15 protein-coding genes are annotated in these 16053 nt (G+C 75.8%); 4 read left to right on the top strand and 11 right to left on the bottom strand.

Annotated features, from left to right (window positions below):
- Window positions 1-3: 3 nt before the first annotated feature.
- Both ACA514_RS12800 and ACA514_RS12795 read right to left on the bottom strand, forming a co-directional pair.
- A complete protein-coding gene (locus tag ACA514_RS12800) occupies window positions 4-768 on the bottom strand; it encodes an enoyl-CoA hydratase/isomerase family protein (protein WP_375041293.1) in 765 nt (254 codons plus the stop codon).
- A 49-nt stretch (window positions 769-817) separates the two neighbouring features.
- Window positions 818-2026 (bottom strand): MFS transporter, encoded by a 1209-nt coding sequence (locus tag ACA514_RS12795; RefSeq protein WP_375041292.1) that lies wholly within the window; start codon window positions 2024-2026, stop codon window positions 818-820.
- Window positions 2027-2073: 47 nt separating this feature from the next.
- Here ACA514_RS12795 and ACA514_RS12790 point away from each other — a divergent pair, with 47 nt between their 5' ends.
- Complete coding sequence (locus ACA514_RS12790) at window positions 2074-3486, top strand: PLP-dependent aminotransferase family protein (protein WP_375041291.1); 1413 nt, start codon at window positions 2074-2076, stop codon at window positions 3484-3486.
- A gap of 68 nt (window positions 3487-3554) precedes the next feature.
- On the opposite strand, the gene ACA514_RS12785 is transcribed toward ACA514_RS12790, so the two are convergent.
- The 4 genes from ACA514_RS12785 to ACA514_RS12770 all read right to left on the bottom strand — a co-directional run bounded on the left by ACA514_RS12785 (window position 3555) and on the right by ACA514_RS12770 (window position 7665).
- Window positions 3555-4487, bottom strand: coding sequence for a M56 family metallopeptidase (locus tag ACA514_RS12785; RefSeq protein WP_375041290.1), 933 nt, complete (start codon window positions 4485-4487; stop codon window positions 3555-3557).
- A gap of 6 nt (window positions 4488-4493) precedes the next feature.
- On the bottom strand, window positions 4494-4850 hold the full coding sequence (locus ACA514_RS12780; RefSeq protein ID WP_375041289.1) for a BlaI/MecI/CopY family transcriptional regulator: 357 nt from the start codon (window positions 4848-4850) through the stop codon (window positions 4494-4496).
- A 58-nt stretch (window positions 4851-4908) separates the two neighbouring features.
- A complete protein-coding gene (locus tag ACA514_RS12775) occupies window positions 4909-5862 on the bottom strand; it encodes a DedA family protein (RefSeq protein ID WP_375041288.1) in 954 nt (317 codons plus the stop codon).
- A 99-nt stretch (window positions 5863-5961) separates the two neighbouring features.
- Entirely contained in the window at window positions 5962-7665 is a 1704-nt protein-coding gene (locus tag ACA514_RS12770; RefSeq protein WP_375041287.1) for a glycosyltransferase family 2 protein, read from the bottom strand.
- Window positions 7666-7810: 145 nt separating this feature from the next.
- Here ACA514_RS12770 and ACA514_RS12765 point away from each other — a divergent pair, with 145 nt between their 5' ends.
- Window positions 7811-8662, top strand: coding sequence for a DUF72 domain-containing protein (locus ACA514_RS12765; protein ID WP_375041286.1), 852 nt, complete (start codon window positions 7811-7813; stop codon window positions 8660-8662).
- A 14-nt stretch (window positions 8663-8676) separates the two neighbouring features.
- Here ACA514_RS12765 and ACA514_RS12760 read toward each other — a convergent pair whose 3' ends face one another.
- Window positions 8677-8808, bottom strand: coding sequence for a hypothetical protein (locus ACA514_RS12760; protein ID WP_375041285.1), 132 nt, complete (start codon window positions 8806-8808; stop codon window positions 8677-8679).
- Between the two features lie 179 nt (window positions 8809-8987).
- Between ACA514_RS12760 and ACA514_RS12755 the strand changes: the two genes are divergently transcribed.
- Together ACA514_RS12755 and ACA514_RS12750 are read left to right on the top strand one after the other, a co-directional pair.
- Complete coding sequence (locus ACA514_RS12755; protein ID WP_375041284.1) at window positions 8988-9857, top strand: helix-turn-helix transcriptional regulator; 870 nt, start codon at window positions 8988-8990, stop codon at window positions 9855-9857.
- Window positions 9854-11389: a phytoene desaturase family protein gene (locus ACA514_RS12750; protein WP_375041283.1), complete on the top strand. Its 1536-nt coding sequence runs from the start codon at window positions 9854-9856 to the stop codon at window positions 11387-11389. The genes ACA514_RS12755 and ACA514_RS12750 overlap by 4 nt, the downstream gene beginning before the upstream one ends.
- Here the strand turns inward: ACA514_RS12750 and ACA514_RS12745 are convergent.
- Genes ACA514_RS12745 through ACA514_RS12730 form a run of 4 tightly spaced genes read right to left on the bottom strand, consistent with a single transcriptional unit; the run spans window position 11386 to window position 16047 of the window.
- Window positions 11386-12492 (bottom strand): acyl-CoA dehydrogenase family protein, encoded by a 1107-nt coding sequence (locus ACA514_RS12745; RefSeq protein ID WP_375041282.1) that lies wholly within the window; start codon window positions 12490-12492, stop codon window positions 11386-11388. The two genes, ACA514_RS12750 and ACA514_RS12745, sit on opposite strands and share 4 nt — an antisense overlap.
- The gene (locus ACA514_RS12740) at window positions 12489-13694 is read right to left on the bottom strand and encodes an acyl-CoA dehydrogenase family protein (protein ID WP_375041281.1); all 1206 of its coding nucleotides are present in this window, start codon (window positions 13692-13694) and stop codon (window positions 12489-12491) included. Before ACA514_RS12740 ends, ACA514_RS12745 begins: the two co-directional genes overlap by 4 nt.
- Before the next feature lie 17 nt (window positions 13695-13711).
- Window positions 13712-14767, bottom strand: coding sequence for a phosphotransferase family protein (locus ACA514_RS12735; protein ID WP_375041280.1), 1056 nt, complete (start codon window positions 14765-14767; stop codon window positions 13712-13714).
- Window positions 14768-14772: 5 nt separating this feature from the next.
- Window positions 14773-16047 carry an acyl-CoA dehydrogenase family protein gene (locus ACA514_RS12730; protein WP_375041279.1) on the bottom strand — a complete coding sequence of 425 codons (1275 nt, stop codon included), beginning with the start codon at window positions 16045-16047 and terminating at the stop codon, window positions 14773-14775.
- Between the last annotated feature and the right edge of the window lie 6 nt (window positions 16048-16053).

Here is a 16053-nt window from a genome sequence, read left to right as displayed (position 1 = left end):
GGCTCAGCCGAGCTGCGCGGCGATGCGGTCGCCCGCGCCCGCGTCGCCCAGCAGCCGCGCGAACGCGGCGTCCTCGCGCTCGCGGGCGCGCCGGACCTCGTCCCGCCGGGAGGCGACCAGCAGTTCCTTGGTCGCCACCAGCGACGCCAGCGGTTTGGCCGCGATCTCCCGGGCGATCCCGCGCGCCGTCTCCAGCAGCGTCTCGGCCGGGCACGCGCGCAGCGCCAGGCCGCAGCGCACGGCCTCCTCGGCGGTGACCCAGCCGCCGGTGAACAGCGCGAGCGCGGCCGGCTGGTGGCCCATGCGCGCGGGCAGCAGGTAGCTCCCGGCGGCCTCGGGAACGACGCCCATCGTCGCGAACGGCGCCATCAGCCGCGCGTGCTCGGCGATGAGCACCACGTCGCAGTGGCCCAGCATGGTGATCCCCAGCCCGACGCCCGAGCCGTTCACCGCCGCCATGAGCGGTTTGGTGAACGCGGTCAGCGCGTCCACGAGCGCGACGAACCCGCTGCCCATGTCCTGGTCCGAGCGCCCGGCGGCGTGGTCGCGGGCGATGTCGGCCATCTCCTTGATGTCGGTCCCGGCGGTGAAGGTGCGGCCCTCCCCCGTCAGCAGGACGACCGAGACGCCGTCGTCGGCCGCGGCGTCCCGCAGCGCCCGCGCGGTCGCGTGGTACAGCTCCTCGTCGAAGGCGTTGGCCGCGTGGGGGCGGGCGAAGACGAGCGTCCGCACCGCGCCGTCGTCCTCGATCCGCAGCGTCTCCGTCATCGCCGGTCCTCCTCAGGATCTCCGCTTGAGATACTTAATACAATATTCCTCATTCGGACGGGGACGCGGCCCGGCGGGGGGTGCGCAGGTCGCGCAGGGCGACGGGGAGCGCCGCCATCAGCAGCGCCGCGGTGAGGGCGAACGCCCACGGGTAGCCGGTCCGCCCGGCGACGAGCCCGAAGCCGAGGGCGCCGATGCCCATCCCGGCGTCGTAGGCGAAGTTCCACAGTGCGCTGACCGTGCCGTAGGACGAGCGCGGCGCCCGGGCGTACATGAGGGCGAGCGTGGCGTTCTGCAGCAGCCCGAACCCGACGCCGAACACCGTCACCCCGGCGATCACCGCGAGGTCGTCGTGGGTGAGCGCGGTGAGCAGGACGCCGGCCGCCGAGAGCACCACGCCGGGCGGCACCAGGCCGGCCTGCCCGTGCCGGTCGCCGTGCCGGCCCGCCACCACGCGGGCGACGGTCGAGGCCAGCGGCTGCAGGAAGAGGGAGATCGCGACGACGCCGGTGGACGCGGACGCGACCGCGAGCGGCAGGAACGTCACGATGATCCCGGCGACCAGCGCGGACGCGCCGAAGACCAGGGCGGGACGCGACAGCGCCGGCGTCCGCAGCCCGGCCAGGACCCCGACGGCCCGGCCCGTGCCGCGCTCGCCGTCCGGCAGGCCCGGCACCGAGGCCACCGCGACGAGGGCGGCGAGGCCCGCGACGACGGCGACCGGCGTGTACCCGAAGTGCTGCGCGGACCAGACGCCGAGCGGCAGCGCGCACAGCGCGGGAGCGCCCGCGACGATGCCGACGAGCGCCAGCCCCTCGCCGCGCCGCTCGTCCGGGATGAGCGCGGCGGTGAGGGCGCCGCCGGCGACCACCGTCACCGCGAATCCGAGGCCGCGCAGCAGGCAGACCAGGACGACCCACCCCATGCCCGACGACGCGGTCAGCACGAGGGCCGGCGCGCCGAGCAGCACCAGCCCGCCGCCCAGCGCGGCGCGGTATCCGTACCGGCTCACCAGCCGCGGGGTGCCGAGCTCGCCGCACACGGTGGCGAGCATGAGCGCGCCGGTCGCCAGGCCCGCCGCGCCGCCGCCTCCGCCCGTCCCCTGGGCGTAGAGCGGCACGACCGACAGCAGCAGGTAGAAGCTGATCGACGAGCCGAGCATGGAGACGAACCGCAGCATCAGCGGGCGGGTCACCAGCGGCGGTTTCGCGGCGGGAAGTGGAATCGCGGGGGCTTCGGTGCGGTACGTCGTCGTCATACCGATCACGCTAGGGATCGGGCGGATCGCCGATAAGCTCCATTTCCATGCCGCTGGAGTGGTCCGGTTTGTCGCCCGACCTGCTGCTGACGCTGGACCGGGCGTCCGCCGAACCGCTGCGCGTCCAGCTGGAACGCCAGGTCAGGGACGCGGTCCGGGGCGGCAGGCTGGGCGTCGGCGAGCGGCTGCCGTCCTCGCGGGAACTGGCCCGCGCGCTGGGGCTCTCGCGCGGCCTGGTCCAGGACTGCTACGCCCAGCTCCAGGCGGAGGGGTACCTCGTCACCCGGGTCGGCTCGGCCACCCGCGTCGCGGCCGGAGCGGCGCCCGCCGTCCCGCCCGCGCCGCCGCGGCCCGCTCTCCCGCACTCCCGGCTGATCGCCGACTTCCGTCCCGGGGTGCCGGACCTCGGCTCCTTCCCGATGGCCGACTGGCTCTGGGCGGTCCGCGAGGCGGGCCGGACGATCCCCACCGCCTCGCTGGACTACGGCGACCCGGCGGGCGAGGCGGGCCTGCGCCAGGTGCTGGCCGGGTACCTGCGGCGCGTCCGGGCCGCGGCCGCCGAGCCGGACCGGATCGCCGTCTGCTCCGGCCACGCCCAGGGGCTGCTGCTGGCGCTGAGCGCGCTGGCCTGCGCCGGGGTGCGGACGGTCGCCTACGAGGATCCCGGCGGGCCCCGCTCCACCAGCGGCGCCGCCGCCTGGGCGGGGCTGGACGCGGTCCCGGTGCCGGTCGACGAGCACGGCGTGGACGTGCGGACGCTCGCCGCCACCGGGGCCCGCGCCGTCGTCGTCACGCCGGCGCACCAGTGGCCGACCGGCGTGGTCATGGCCCCGCACCGGCGGCTGGAGCTGATCGCGTGGGCGGCGGAGCGGGACGCCTTCGTCATCGAGGACGACTACGACGCCGAGTTCCGCTACGACCGCGAGCCGGTCGGCGCGCTGCAGGGCCTCGCCGCGGACCGGGTCGTCTCCATCGGCACGGTGAGCAAATCGCTGGCGCCGGCGCTGCGCATCGGCTGGCTGCTCGCCCCGCCGTCGCTGGCCGCGGCGATCGTCGAGCACAAGCTGCTCAACGACCGCGGCTCCCCCGCGCTCGACCAGCTCGCCCTCGCCCGGCTCATCGAGTCGGGCCGCTACGACCGGCATCTGCGCCGGATGCGGCCGGTGTACGCGGCGCGCCGGGCCGCGCTGGTCGACGCGCTCGCCGAGCACGCGCCCCGCGTCCGGGTGACGGGCCTGGACGCCGGCTTCCACGCCGTCGCGCACCTGGACGTCCCCGGCGGCGAGGCCGCACTGATCGACGCGGCCCGCACCCGCGCCGTCGGCCTGCACGGGATGAGCATGTGCCGCGCGGACGGCGCCGACTCCCCGCTGCAGCTCGTGCTCGGCTTCGGCAACACCGGCGAACGCGCCATCCGCGCGGGCATCGCCGCCATCGCCGACCTCCTGACCCCCCACTGACCAAGCCCCAAGCATCCGACGCGGCGGTGCAGAGGCGACGCGGCGGGCCAGGGCGCACCCGATGCGGGTCAGCGGGTCTGGGCGTGCTCGATGACCTGACGCAGGTCGAGGGCGCCGTCGTTGGCCGCCCAGACGGAGGCGGCGACCAGGGCGGCGGTGGCCGCGACGAGCCAGCGGCGGTGCGGCGGCGGAGGTGCGAGCAGGGCGGCGACCCGGCGCGGCACCGGGCCGGGGTGGCGGCCGAACGCGCGGCCCGGGCCGATGCCGAGGGCGGCGGCAGGCCCGAGCCCCGGCCGCCGGTTGTGCGCGAGGGCGGCCTTGCCGATCGCGCGGGCGACCCGCTCGCGATCGGTTCCGGCGGCGGCCCGCTCGTCCGCCCAGCGCTCGGTCGTGAACGTCACCGCGCCGCGCAGTGGCAGCAGCAGCGGGTTGGCGGCGGATGCGACGTGCACCAGCGCGCGGAAGACGTGATGGCGCCCGGACAGGTGGGCGCGCTCATGAGCGAGCAGGACGCGCCGCTCTGCCTCGTCCAGGATCGACAGCATCCCGGTGGACACGACGACGCGGCCCGGCCGGCCGGGGAGCGCGAACGCGTCCGCCGCGTCGTCCTCGACCACCGCGACGATCCCCCGTCCGGGCAGCGCACGGGCCGCCCGCGCGCCCGCCAGCAGCCCCCGGACCCGGCGCACGGCGGCCCACCCCGCCGCCGCCAGGCTCGCCGCGAGCGCCGGGCCCGCCACCGTCGCCACGACCGGGCTCGTCTCCGGATCGCGGTGCAGGACGTGCTCGGACAGGTGGCCGAGCCCCGCGATCACGGGCAGCCGCAGCGCCCCGCCCAGCGCCAGCTCGGCCAGCGACGCGGTGCTGGCCAGCGCCAACACGACGGCCGTCGCGGTGAGCAGCCACGTCGCGGTACGCGGCGGGAGCCGCCCCGAGAGGGGGCGCGCGGCGAGGGACATCACGGCGGGCAGCACCAGGGGCAGCAGGCCGTCCGGGTCCATCGCCGCTCACCCGCCTCCGAGCAGGGCGCGGACGAGCCGCTCGTCCTGGTCGGACAGGCACTCCACGAACCGGGCAAGGACGGCGGCGCGGTCGGGCCGGCCGTCCATGGCCTGGTGCATGCGCCGCGCGACCAGGCCCGGCTCGTCGCTCACCGGCGCGTACCGGTAGGCGCGGCCGGACTTGCCGCGCACCAGCAGGCCCTTGTCGTGCATGCGGGTCAGGATCGTCACGACCGTCGTGTAGGCGAGGTCACCGCCGAGGCGCTGCCGCACGCCGGCGGGGGTCAGCGGCTCCGCCGCCCGCTGCAGGACGTCCATGATCTCCGACTCCAGGGCGCCCGCCGCCCTGCGCCCGCCGCTCATCGGCTGGCCCTCGCGGGACCCGCCCCCTCGGCGGACTCCGGCACGGCGCGCGGCACGGTCAGCGCGCCCGCCGGTGGGCGCCGCGCGAGCCCGCCGGCCGCCGCGGCGGCGTCTGCGGCCGCGGGTCCGCCCCCGGCTGCCCGTACTGCCCCTGCTGGCCGGGCTGCTGCCCATACTGGCCCGGCTGCCCAGGCTGACCGGGTTGCCCGTACTGGCCCGGCTGCCCGGGCTGCTGCCCGTACTGGCCGGGCTGACCGTACTGGCCGGGCTGGCCCGGCTGGCCGTACTGGTTGGGCTGGCCGTACTGGCCGGGCTGCTCCTGCTGGTCGGACGGGCCGGGCCGGCCGGTCGTCCGGCCGCGGGAGCCCGTGCTCCTGCGGCGCGCCTTCAGCAGTTCCAGCGCGACGGGGATGAGGGAGAGCGCGACGATCACCGCGACGGCCGGCAGCAGGTACTTGTCCACGTCCGGGATCGAGGACCCGAGCAGGTAGCCGCCCAGCACCAGGCCGAGGCTCCACACCAGCCCGCCGACGATCTGCCAGAGGGTGAACACCCGCGTCGGCACCTCCAGGGCGCCGGCCAGCGGGTTCAGGACGGTCCGGACGACGGGGACGAACCGGGCCAGCACGATGGCCTTGCCGTGCCCGTACCGGGCGAGGAACTCCTCCGCCCGCTGCACCCCTTCGAGGAGGTGCCGGTTGCGGCTGCGGGCGAGCAGCGCGCGCCCGCCGCGCCGCCCGATGACGAAGCCCGTCTGCGCGCCGGCCAGCGCGCCGAAGGCGGCGGCCGCCAGCACCGCGGGCAGCGACAGCCGGGTGTCGCCGTGCGAGCTTGCCGTGCACAGCAGGCCCGCGGTGAACAGCAGCGAGTCGCCCGGCAGGAAGAAGCCGATCAGCAGCCCGGTCTCGGCGAACATCACCACGGCGATGCCGATGGCGCCGAAGGCCGCCAGCAGGGATCCCGCGTCCAGCGGGTTCACCGCCGCGGGCAGTGCGCCGAAGGCATCGATCATGGGATCCCCCGTTTCCAGGGACCGGGCCCGCGCCCGGTCCGGCGTCCCCGAAATCTACACGCTCGTAGATGGAGGCCGCGACCGTGTCGCACGGCATGATCATCGCACGGCGGGCCGGGCCGGCGGGCCGGAAACGGGATCCCCGGGCGGATCCCCCGGCCCGGTCCGGCCGCGGGCCGCGCCGCGCAGCCGGGACCGGGCCGCCCGGCGCAGCGCGGGCAGCGCCGCCCGCGCGGGCCATCCGCCGGCGGCGATGCGCAGCGCGAGCTCGCCGGTCTCGGCGACGTAGGCCTCCAGGCGGTCGCCGGCCGCCCGGGTCAGCCGGGGCCGGACGGGCAGGACCAGCCCGCGGTGCGCGGTGCCGTCCGAGGTCAGCCGCACCTCGACGGCGCTCGCGCCCGCGTCCAGCCGCAGCCACAGGCCCCACGACCGGTCGGCGAGCCCGGTCGGCCGGATCGCGGTCTCCGGGACGAGCACCGCCTCCCAGGTGATCTCGCCGTCCCGCAGCCGGACGGTCGCGGGCACCTCGAACACCCGGCCCTCCCGGTGCCGGTCGCGGATCTCCAGCGCGCCGCCCAGTTCGGTCCCGGGGCCGATCCGGCCGAGCGGGTTGACGACGGTCCCGGACACCCGCAGCGCCCGCCCGGCGCGGCACATCCGGGTGACCCGGCCGCCGAGCCTCAGCGCGCTGAGCGGGGCGGTGGCGATGCCGAGGTCGGTGATGTCGAGGACGCGGCGCCCCAGCGGCGTGCCCAGGTGGGCGCCCGGCCAGTAGACCCGGCCGTCCCGCTCCACGGGCTCGATCGCCAGCACGGGCTTCCCGGCCCCGCGCGGTGCGTAGTCGGCGGCGGCCATGGCCGCGTCGGCGCGTCCCTCCAGGACCATCAGCGCGGCGATCGCCGGGACGCGGCCGGCCTCCTCGACGAGCGTCTCGTCCAGCTCAGCGACATAGGACCGGGCCAGCTCGACGAACGCCTCCCGGTGCCCCGGTTCGCGGCAGCGCAGCTCGCGCAGGCAGCGCGGCAGCACCCGGCCGACGAACCGCGCCTCCACGCGCCGCGCGAGCGGCTCGGCGCCCCGGGCGCGCAGCATCGCCCCGGTCCGCCGCAGGATCTCCAGCCGGTCGGCGAAGTCGCCGAGGTCGGTGCACGGGACGCCTCCCGAGTCGGCGAAGCGGTTGTAGGCGCGGTCGGGGACGACCACGATCGCCTCGGCGGCGGCGTACGCGCGGGCGGTGAACAGCAGGTCCGCGTGGCGCGGCCGATCGAGGAACCGCAGGCCCTCGCGGTCCAGGAAGGCGCGCCGGTAGCACTTGCCGGCGGCCACCGCGTCGTCCAGCAGCTCCGGCGCGTCGAGGATCCCGCAGTGCAGCCGCCGCTCCTCGTACAGGCGCGGGAACCGGGTCCGCTCCCCGTCGCGGGACACCCGGACGCGGCGTCCCGCCACCAGGTCGGCGCCGGCCTGCGCGGCGGCGGTCACCATGGTCTTGCAGGCGTGCGGGTCGAGGGTGTCGCCGCCGTCCAGGAACATCACGTACCTGCCGCGCGCGTAGCGCAGGCCGAGGTTGCGGGCCCGGCCGTCGCCGCCCGACCGCTCCGGCAGGGCGAACGCCCGCACCCGGTCCGAGGCGCCCGCGACCAGCCGCGGCACCGCCCGCGCCGCCGGGCCGCCGCCGGCCTCGCCGACGATCACCACCTCGACGCCGGGCAGCGACTGCTCCAGCGCCGAGCGGACCGCGCGGGCGAGCCGGCGCGGGTCGTCGCGGGCCACCACGACGACGGTCACGTCCGGATCCGGCAGCATCGGCCCACCTCCTCGCCCCGGCCCGTCCGCCGTCGGCCGCCCCGGCGGACGCGTGAGGCCACTGGCCGGATCGTAAGAGGCGGAGGGTTATCGGAACGTAAGCGCCGCGACACCCTGCCGCGAACACTCCGGTAGCGTCGCGTGCATGCGGCTTCATGTGGGATGCGCGATGTGGGCGCACACGCCGTGGCAGGGCCGTTTCCTGCCCCATCCGCTCTCCGCGGGCGAGCGTCTGCGCGCCTACGCGACGTGGTGCAACGCGGTCGAGGGCAACACGACGTTCTACGCGACCCCCACGGCCGCGACCGTGGGTTCGTGGGCCCGGCAGACCGCCCCGGACTTCCGCTTCCTGCTCAAGCTGCCGAAGACGATCACGCACGAGCGCCGGCTCGCGGACGCCGGCGAGGAGCTGCGGTCGTTCCTGGCGGCGGTGGAACCGCTCGGCCCGCGCGTCCACGCCCTCTGGGTGCAGCTGCCGGGCTCGTTCGGACCGAACGACCTCGGCGCGCTCGCGGCGTTCCTGCGCCGCCTGCCGCCCGCCCACCGGTACGCCGCCGAGGTCCGGCACCGCGCGTTCTTCGAGGACCCGCGCTGCGCGCGCGACCTCGAACGCGTCCTCGGCCAGGCGGGCGCGGAGTGGGTGCCGTTCGACACGACCGTCCTGTTCCGCAGCCCGCCGACCAGCGACGCCGAGCGGGACGCGTGGACGAAGAAGCCGCGCGTGCCGCGCCGGGCGCCCGCCCTCACCGACCGGCCGGTCGTCCGCTATCTCGGCCGGGACGACACCGACCGCACGGTGGAGGGCTGGCGGCCGTGGGCGGAGAAGGTCGCCGGCTGGCTGCGGGAGGGACGCTCGCCGACGGTGTTCGTCCACACCCCCGACAACGCCGAGGCACTGCCCCTGGCACGCCGCTTCCACGACGACGTGCGGGCCCTCGTCCCCGAACTCGAACCGCTCCCCGAACCCCTTCCGGCCGAGCCTCCGACCCTCTTCTAGCGGCGGTCGGCGGGTCAGGGCGCGACGAGGCGCTCCGAGAGAGCGGGCGTCTTCCACTCGGGCGGTACGACGGGGTTGCGGAACTCGTCGGCCCAGCCCATCTCCTGCAGCCAGTCCGAGGTCATGTGGCGTTGCAGCCCCGTCATGATGCCGCCCGGTATCACGGCGTTGCAGGTGATGCCCTCCCCCGCGAAGCGCGCGGTCCGGCCGACCGCGACACCACCCGCGCCGAGCCCGCCGCGCGCAGCGCGGGCGGCAGGCCCGTCGTGAACGCGAAGTGGCCGAGGGCTACCCACGCCGCCGCGGCGCCTGCGAGACTCGACGGGTGGACAGGTCGAACGGGCTCGGCGGCTTCCTGCGGGCCCGCCGCGGGCGGCTGCGGCCGTCCGACGTCGGGCTTCCCGAGGGGACGAGCCTGCGCCGCATCCCCGGGCTGCGGCGCGAGGAGCTGTCCGCGCTGTCCGGGGTGAGCATCGACTACTACATCCGGCTGGAACAGGGCAAGGAGACCAACCCGAGCAACGCCGTGCTCGACGCCCTCGCCCGCGCGCTGAGGCTGGAGGAGGAGGAGCACGCCCACCTGTACGCGCTCGCCAACCACGCCGCGCACCGCACGTTCCCGGCACGGCGCCGCGACGCCCCGGACGTCCGTCCCGCGATCCGGCTGCTGCTGGACAACCTGCGCCCGTGCCCCGCGTACGCGCTGACCGCGACCAGCGACGTCCTGGCGGGCAACCCGGAGGCGTTCGCGCTGTTCGCGGGCATCACCGACTGGCCGGAGCACCGCCGCAACACCATCCGGTACGTCTTCCTGCATCCGGCGGCCCGCGACCTGTTCCCCGACTGGGACCATTCGGCCCGCCGGAGCGTCGCGAACCTGCGCGGCGTCCTGGCCGCCGACCCGCCGGCGCCGGGCCTCGCCCCTCTGGTGGACGAGCTCACCGCGCGGAGCGCGGAGTTCGCCCGCCTCTGGAACCGCTACGACGTGCGGGACCGGCGCAGCGAGAAGAAGTCCTTCCACCACCCTGTCGCCGGGGACATGACCCTCGACTACGAGGTGCTGCGGGTCGGCGACACCGGCGTGCGCCTCGCGGTCTACCAGGCCCCGCCCGGCACGCCCGACCACGACGCCCTCATCCTGCTGTCCATGTCGGCGGACCCCGCCGGCACCGGCCGGGACCAGCGCCGCGTATGACCGCCTATGACGTCGTCGTCGCCGGCGGCGGCCACAACGGGCTGGTCGCCGCCGCTTATCTCGCGCGGGCGGGCCGCCGGGTGCTGGTGCTGGAACGGCTCCCCGGCCTCGGCGGGCTGGCCGTCTCGGCGCGGCCCTTCCCCGGCGTGGACGCGCGGGTCTCGCGGTACTCCTACCTGGTCAGCCTGCTGCCGACGGAGATCGTGCGGGATCTCGGGCTGCCGGTCGAGCTGCGGCGGCGCCGGTTCGCGTCGTACACGCCGTCCGGTGGCACGGGCGTGCTGGTCGACAACGCCGACGACGCCCGCACGGCCGCGTCGTTCGTGTCCGTCACCGGCGACGACCGGGACCTCTCCGCATGGCGGGCCTTCTATGGGGCCGCCGGTGATGTCGCGCGGCGCGTCGCGCCCACGCTGCTGGAGCCGCTGCCCAGCCGGGCGGAGCTGCGCGCGGCGGTCGGCTCCGAGGAGGCGTGGCGGCTGTTCTTCGAGCGCCCGATCGGCATAACGGTGGACGAGCGGTTCCGCCACGACACGGTCCGCGGGATCGTGCTGACCGACGCGCTGATCGGCACGTTCGCCGACCTGGCGGACCCGTCGCTGCTCGCGAACCGCTGCCTGCTCTACCACGTGATCGGGAACGGCACCGGCGAGTGGAACGTGCCGGTCGGCGGCATGGGCGCGGTGACGGACGCGCTCGCCGCCACGGCGCGGGCGGCGGGCGCGGAGTTGCGCACCGGCATGGAGGTGCTCGCGATCGACCCGTCGTCCGGCGAGGTGGCCTTCCGCGGCGAGGACGGCGCCGAGCACGCGGTCACCGGGCGCCGGATCCTCGCCGCGCTGCCTCCGGCGGTGCTGTCCCGGCTCCTCGGCGAGACCCGGCACGATCCGCCGGAGGGGTCGCAACTGAAGGTGAACATGGTGCTCGCCCGGCTGCCGCGGCTGCGCGACCCGTCGGTCCGTCCCGAGGAGGCGTTCGGCGGTACCTTCCACATCAACGAGGGACGCGACCAGCTCGCCGCCGCCCACGCGCAGGCTGCGGCCGGGACGATGCCCGCCGTCCCACCGGCGGAGGTGTACTGCCATTCCCTGACGGACCCGTCGATCCTGGGAGCGGACCTGCGCCGGTCCGGGGCCCATACCCTGACGCTGTTCGGCCTGCACATGCCCGCCCGGCTGTTCCGCTCCGATCCCGCGCGGGCGCGTGACGAGGCGCTGCGCGCGACGCTCGCCTCGTTCGATTCGGTGCTCGCCGAGCCGATCGAGGACTGCCTGCTGCGCGCACCGGACGGCACCCCCTGCCTGGAGGTGAAGACGCCCGTCGACCTCGAACGGGACGCGGGACTGCCCGGCGGCCACATCTTCCACCGCGATCTCGCCTGGCCGTACGCGGAGGAGGAGCCCGCCGGACGGTGGGGCGTCGAGACCACCCATCCGCGCCTCCTGCTGTGCGGCGCGGGCGCCCGCCGCGGCGGAGGCGTGAGTGGCATCCCCGGTCACAACGCCGCCCGCGCCGTCCTCGAAGGGCGTTAGATCTGGAGCTGGTCGGCGAGGCGGGCGCGGTGGAGGCTCGGGGGGCCGAAGAGGAGTTCGGAGCTCTTGGCGCGCTTGTAGTAGAGGTGCGCGTCGTGCTCCCAGGTGTAGCCGATGCCTCCGTGGTACTGGACCATGTCGGTGGCCGTCCGGAAGTAGGCGGGACCGATGTAGGTCTGTGCGAGCGCGGCGGCCGTCGGCAGTTCGGCCAGGTCGTGGTCGGCGGTCCAGGCGGCGTAGCGCAGGACGGACTGGGCGAGCTCCCAGGCGCCGTACATGTCGGCGCAGCCGTGCTTGACGGCCTGGTAGGAGCCGATGGGGCGGCCGAACTGCACCCGCGCCTTCGCGTACTCGACGGTCAGCTCCATCGCCCGCCGCATCCCGCCGGCCTGCTCGGCGGCGAGCGCGACGGCGGCGCGGCCGGTGACGGTCTCCAGCGCGGCGCCGGGGTCGGCGCAGACCAGCCGGCGGGCGGGCGCGCCGGCGAAGGTGATCCTGGCGAGCCGCCGGGTCGGGTCGAGGCCGGTCAGTGCCGTCCGGGTGACGCCGGACGCGCCGCCCTCCACCGCGAACCAGCCGGGCCCGCCGGAGGTCCGCGCGTAGACCAGGACCAGGTCGGCGGAGTCTCCGGCGAGGACCGGGTCCTTGGTGCCGGTCAGCTCCCAGCGGCCGTCGCGCTCGGCCGCCGTGGTGGCGCCGCCCGCGAGGTCCCAGGCGCCGTTCTCCGCGGCGGCGACCGTCCCGATCAGGTCGCCGGCGGCGAGCCTCGGCAGGTGGTCGCCGCCGGCGCCGACGTCGTCGAGGGCGAGCAGCACGTCGGTGGCGAGCACGGCCGAGGCCAGGAACGGCGACGGTGTCAGGGCGGCGCCGAGCTCCTCCAGGACCACGGCGCGCTCCACGTTGCCCGCGCCCGCGCCGCCGAACGCCTCCGGCACGACCAGGCCGAGGACGCCGAGGTCGCCGAGGGTGCGCCACAGCGCGCGGTCGAACCCGTCCGCGGAGTCCATCGCCGCGCGGACGGCCGCGCTCGGCGACCGGTCGGCGAGGACCTTGCGGACGGTCGCCCGCAGCTCCTCCTGCTCGGGGTCCAGTACGAGCCTCATCGGGCGTCCTCCGTCCGCTGCGTGCCGACCTTCAGTTCGCGGAACGGGACGTCCCGGTCCACCTGCGGCTCCTTCGGCAGCCCGAGGATCCGCTCGCCGATGATGGTGCGCTGCACCTCGTTGGTGCCGCCGGCGATGCTCGTCGCGGGCGCGGAGTTGATGCCGAGCGCGAGGTCGTCGCCGTGCCGGTCGCCGGGCTCCCACGCGACCGCGCCGGCGCCGGCCAGCTCCCCGGCGACCTCGATCGCGCGGCGCAGCTGCAGCGCGCCGGCGAGCTTGGCGACCGAGCCCCGAGCGCCCGGCGGGCGGCCCGCCTGGATCTCCTGCCGCATCCGCGCGTTGAACAGCTCCAGCGCGCGCTCGTGCGCGTACAGCCCGGCGAGCCGCTCGCGGTGCGCCGGGACGTCGCTGACGCCTTGCCTGCGGGCCAGGGCGAGCACCGCCTCGAAGCCCAGCGCGCTGCTCCGGGACGGGCGGGCCGAGCCGATCGACACCCGCTCGTGCCCGAGCATGGTGATCGCCGCCTGCCAGCCCCGGCCGGCCTCCCCGATGACCGCGTCGGAGGGGATCCGCACGTCGTCCAGGTAGACCTCGTTGAACGGCGCCTTGCCCGACATGTCCTTCAGCGGCCGGACGGTCACGCCCGGCGCGTGCATGTCCACGATGAACATCGTGAGGCCCGCGTGCTTCGGGACGTCGGGGTCGGTGCGGGCGAGCAGGGCGCCGAAGTCGGCCCACTGGGCGTTGGTCGTCCACACCTTCTGCCCGTTCACCACCCAGCCGCCGTCGTCGCGGACGGCCCGCGCCTGGAGGCTCGCCACGTCCGAGCCGGCGCCCGGCTCGGAGAACAGCTGGCACCAGATCTCCTCGCCGCTGAGCAGTTTCGGCAGGTAGCGGCGTTTCTGCTCGGGCGTGCCGAGGTCGACCAGCGTCGGCCCGCACATGCCCATGTTGACGATGAAGGGGTAGGTGGGCAGGTCGTAGTCGGCGGCCTCCTCGGCGAAGACCTGCTGCTCGGCCGTGCCGAGGCCCTGCCCGCCCGCCTCCTCCGGCCAGGTGATGCCGGCGAAGCCCGCCGCGTACAGCGCCGCCTGGAACCGCTTGGCCTCGCCGAGCTGCTCGGCGGGCGGCAGGCCGGTGACCGGGCCGGGGGCGTTGCCGGCCAGCCAGGCGCGCACCCGCGCGCGGTAGTCCTCTGTCATCTCGTCGTCTCCGCTCGTCAGATGTCCTGTGCGCGCAGTCCCGCGCGGGCCTTCTCGGCCAGCTCGACGCCGAGGGACGCGCGGTCGCGGGCCTCCGCCAGGTAGCCGTCGTCGGCCATGTGACCGGCCAGGTAGCGGGCCTGGACGCCGGCGCCGATGCACGCCGACCGCCAGTGCGCGAACGCCACCCAGTACGGCAGGTCGGACACGTCGCGTCCGGACAGCCGCGCGTACCGCTCGGCGAGCGCCGCGCGGGAGGCGAAGCCCGGCACGGTCGTCGGGCCGCGCGGCGCGGCGCCGACCGGGTCGTCCGGCTCCTGCCACGTCGACAGCAGGTAGCCGAGGTCGGCGAGGGCGTCGCCGGACGTCGCCAGCTCCCAGTCGAACACCGCCAGGACCGTCCCGTCCGGGCCGAACGTGAGGTTCCCGGCCCGGTAGTCGCCGTGCACGATCCCCGTGCCCTGCGGCGGGATGCGCGCGGCGAGCAGGTCGTGCACCTCGTCCAGCAGCGGCAGGTAGGCGGCGCCCGATTCGTGCGCCTGGTGCCGCCAGCGCCGCAGCTGCCGCTCGGCGAACCCGGTGCGGCGCACCATGTCGCCGAGGCCGGCCTGGTGCGGGTCGATGGCGTGCAACGCGACGAGGACCCGGACGAGGCTCTCGCAGGCGTTCTCCTTCGCCTCCGGGCTCAGCCTTCCGGCTGCGTCGCGGTCGGCGAGGACGATCCCGTCCACGAACCCCATCACGTAGAAGGGCGCGCCGGTGACGGCGGTGTCGTCGCAGAAGGCCAGTGGCCGCGCGACGGGGACGTCCGTCCCGGCCATCGCCGAGATGAACCGCCATTCCCGGCCCATGTCGTGCGCGGTCTCGAGGACGCCTCCCATCGGCGGCCGGCGCAGCGCGTAGCCGGCGCCGGCGGCGTCGGTGACCCGGTAGGTGAGGTTGGACCGGCCGCCCGACACGAGTCCGAACGCGACCGGCCCGGTCAGCCCCTCGACGCGGGAGGCCAGCCACTCCCCGACCCGCTCGGCGTCGATCCCCGGCGGGCCGGGGACGGCCGCGCGCCCGTCCCGCATCGGCCTCAGCCCTTCCCCTCGCCGGGACGGATCCGGTTCGGGCCGGCGAAGCCGAACAGGTAGCCGGCGACCTTGCGCATCTGGACCTCCTCGGCGCCCTCGGTGATCCGGTAGCGGCGGTGGTGCCGGTAGATGTGCTCGAACGGGGTGTGCCGGGTGTAGCCGAGACCGCCGTGCACCTGCATCGCCCGGTCCGCGGCCTCGCACACGAACCGGTTCGCGCGGTAGTTGCACATCGACACCCTGTCGCTGATCTCCAGGTGCGGGAGCCGGTCCAGCTCCCAGGCCGTCTTGCGGACGAGGCCGCGCAGCATCTCCGCCTCGGTCTGCAGCTCCACCAGCGGCCACTGGATCGCCTGCCGGGTGGCGAGGGGCTGCCCGAACGTCACCCGCTCCCGCGCGTACGCGACGCTGCGGTCGATGCAGTACTGGCCCGCGCCGACCCCGGACGCGGCCTGCCGGATCCGGTTCTCGTGCACGAAGGTCTGCGCGACCGCCAGCCCCTCGCCCTCGGCGCCGAACACCGCCGAGTCGGGCACCCGCACGTCGCGGATGGTCACCTCGGCGTGGTCGGTGGGCATGTTCAGCGTCCACCAGTGGAAGTCGACCGAGAACCCCGGGGCGCCGGTGGGGACGAAGAACGCGGTGATGCCCCGCGCGTCGCCCGGCTCGCCGGAGGTGCGGGCGAACACCACGTCGTGGGTCGCCGAGTGCATGCCGGAGTTGAAGCGCTTGGCGCCGTTGAGGACCCAGTCGCCGCCGTCGCGCACGGCGGTGGTCTCCATCCACGTCGCGTCGCTGCCGTGGTCCGGTTCGGTGAGCCCGAAGCCGATGCGCTTCTCGCGGGCGAGCATCGGCTGCATGAACTCCTCCTTCTGCTCGTCCGTCCCGAACTCCAGGAGCATGTGCGCGAACGGGAAGTTCCCCACGACGGACGACTCGTTCTGCAGGTCGTTGTGCAGGCCGAGGCCCCGGTGCGCGAGGTGCTCGCGGATCACCGCCATGTCCAGGTTCGTGCCGTCCGAGCCGCCGAGCGACTCCGGCAGGCCGTAGCGGAGCCAGCCGGCCGCGTCGGCGCGCCGGAACATCTCGCCGAGCAGCTCCTCCCACTCGGGCCGCGGCACGCCGCCGTTCTCGAAGTCGGTGCGCGCGTACTCGCGGCGGTGGTCGAAGAACCGCTCGTTGTCGTCCTGCGCCTGCAGCGGCGCGATCTCCCGGTCGATGAACGCGTCGAGATCGGCCAGGAGCCGGGTCAGCTCCGCGGGCAGCTCGAAGTCCACTCACCC

It is taken from the genome of Actinomadura sp. NTSP31 (assembly GCF_041951385.1).
Lineage (GTDB): Bacteria > Actinomycetota > Actinomycetes > Streptosporangiales > Streptosporangiaceae > Spirillospora > Spirillospora napierensis.
The sequence above is the reverse complement of the archived record's forward strand: the minus strand, read 5'-3'. Positions and strand labels throughout refer to the sequence as shown.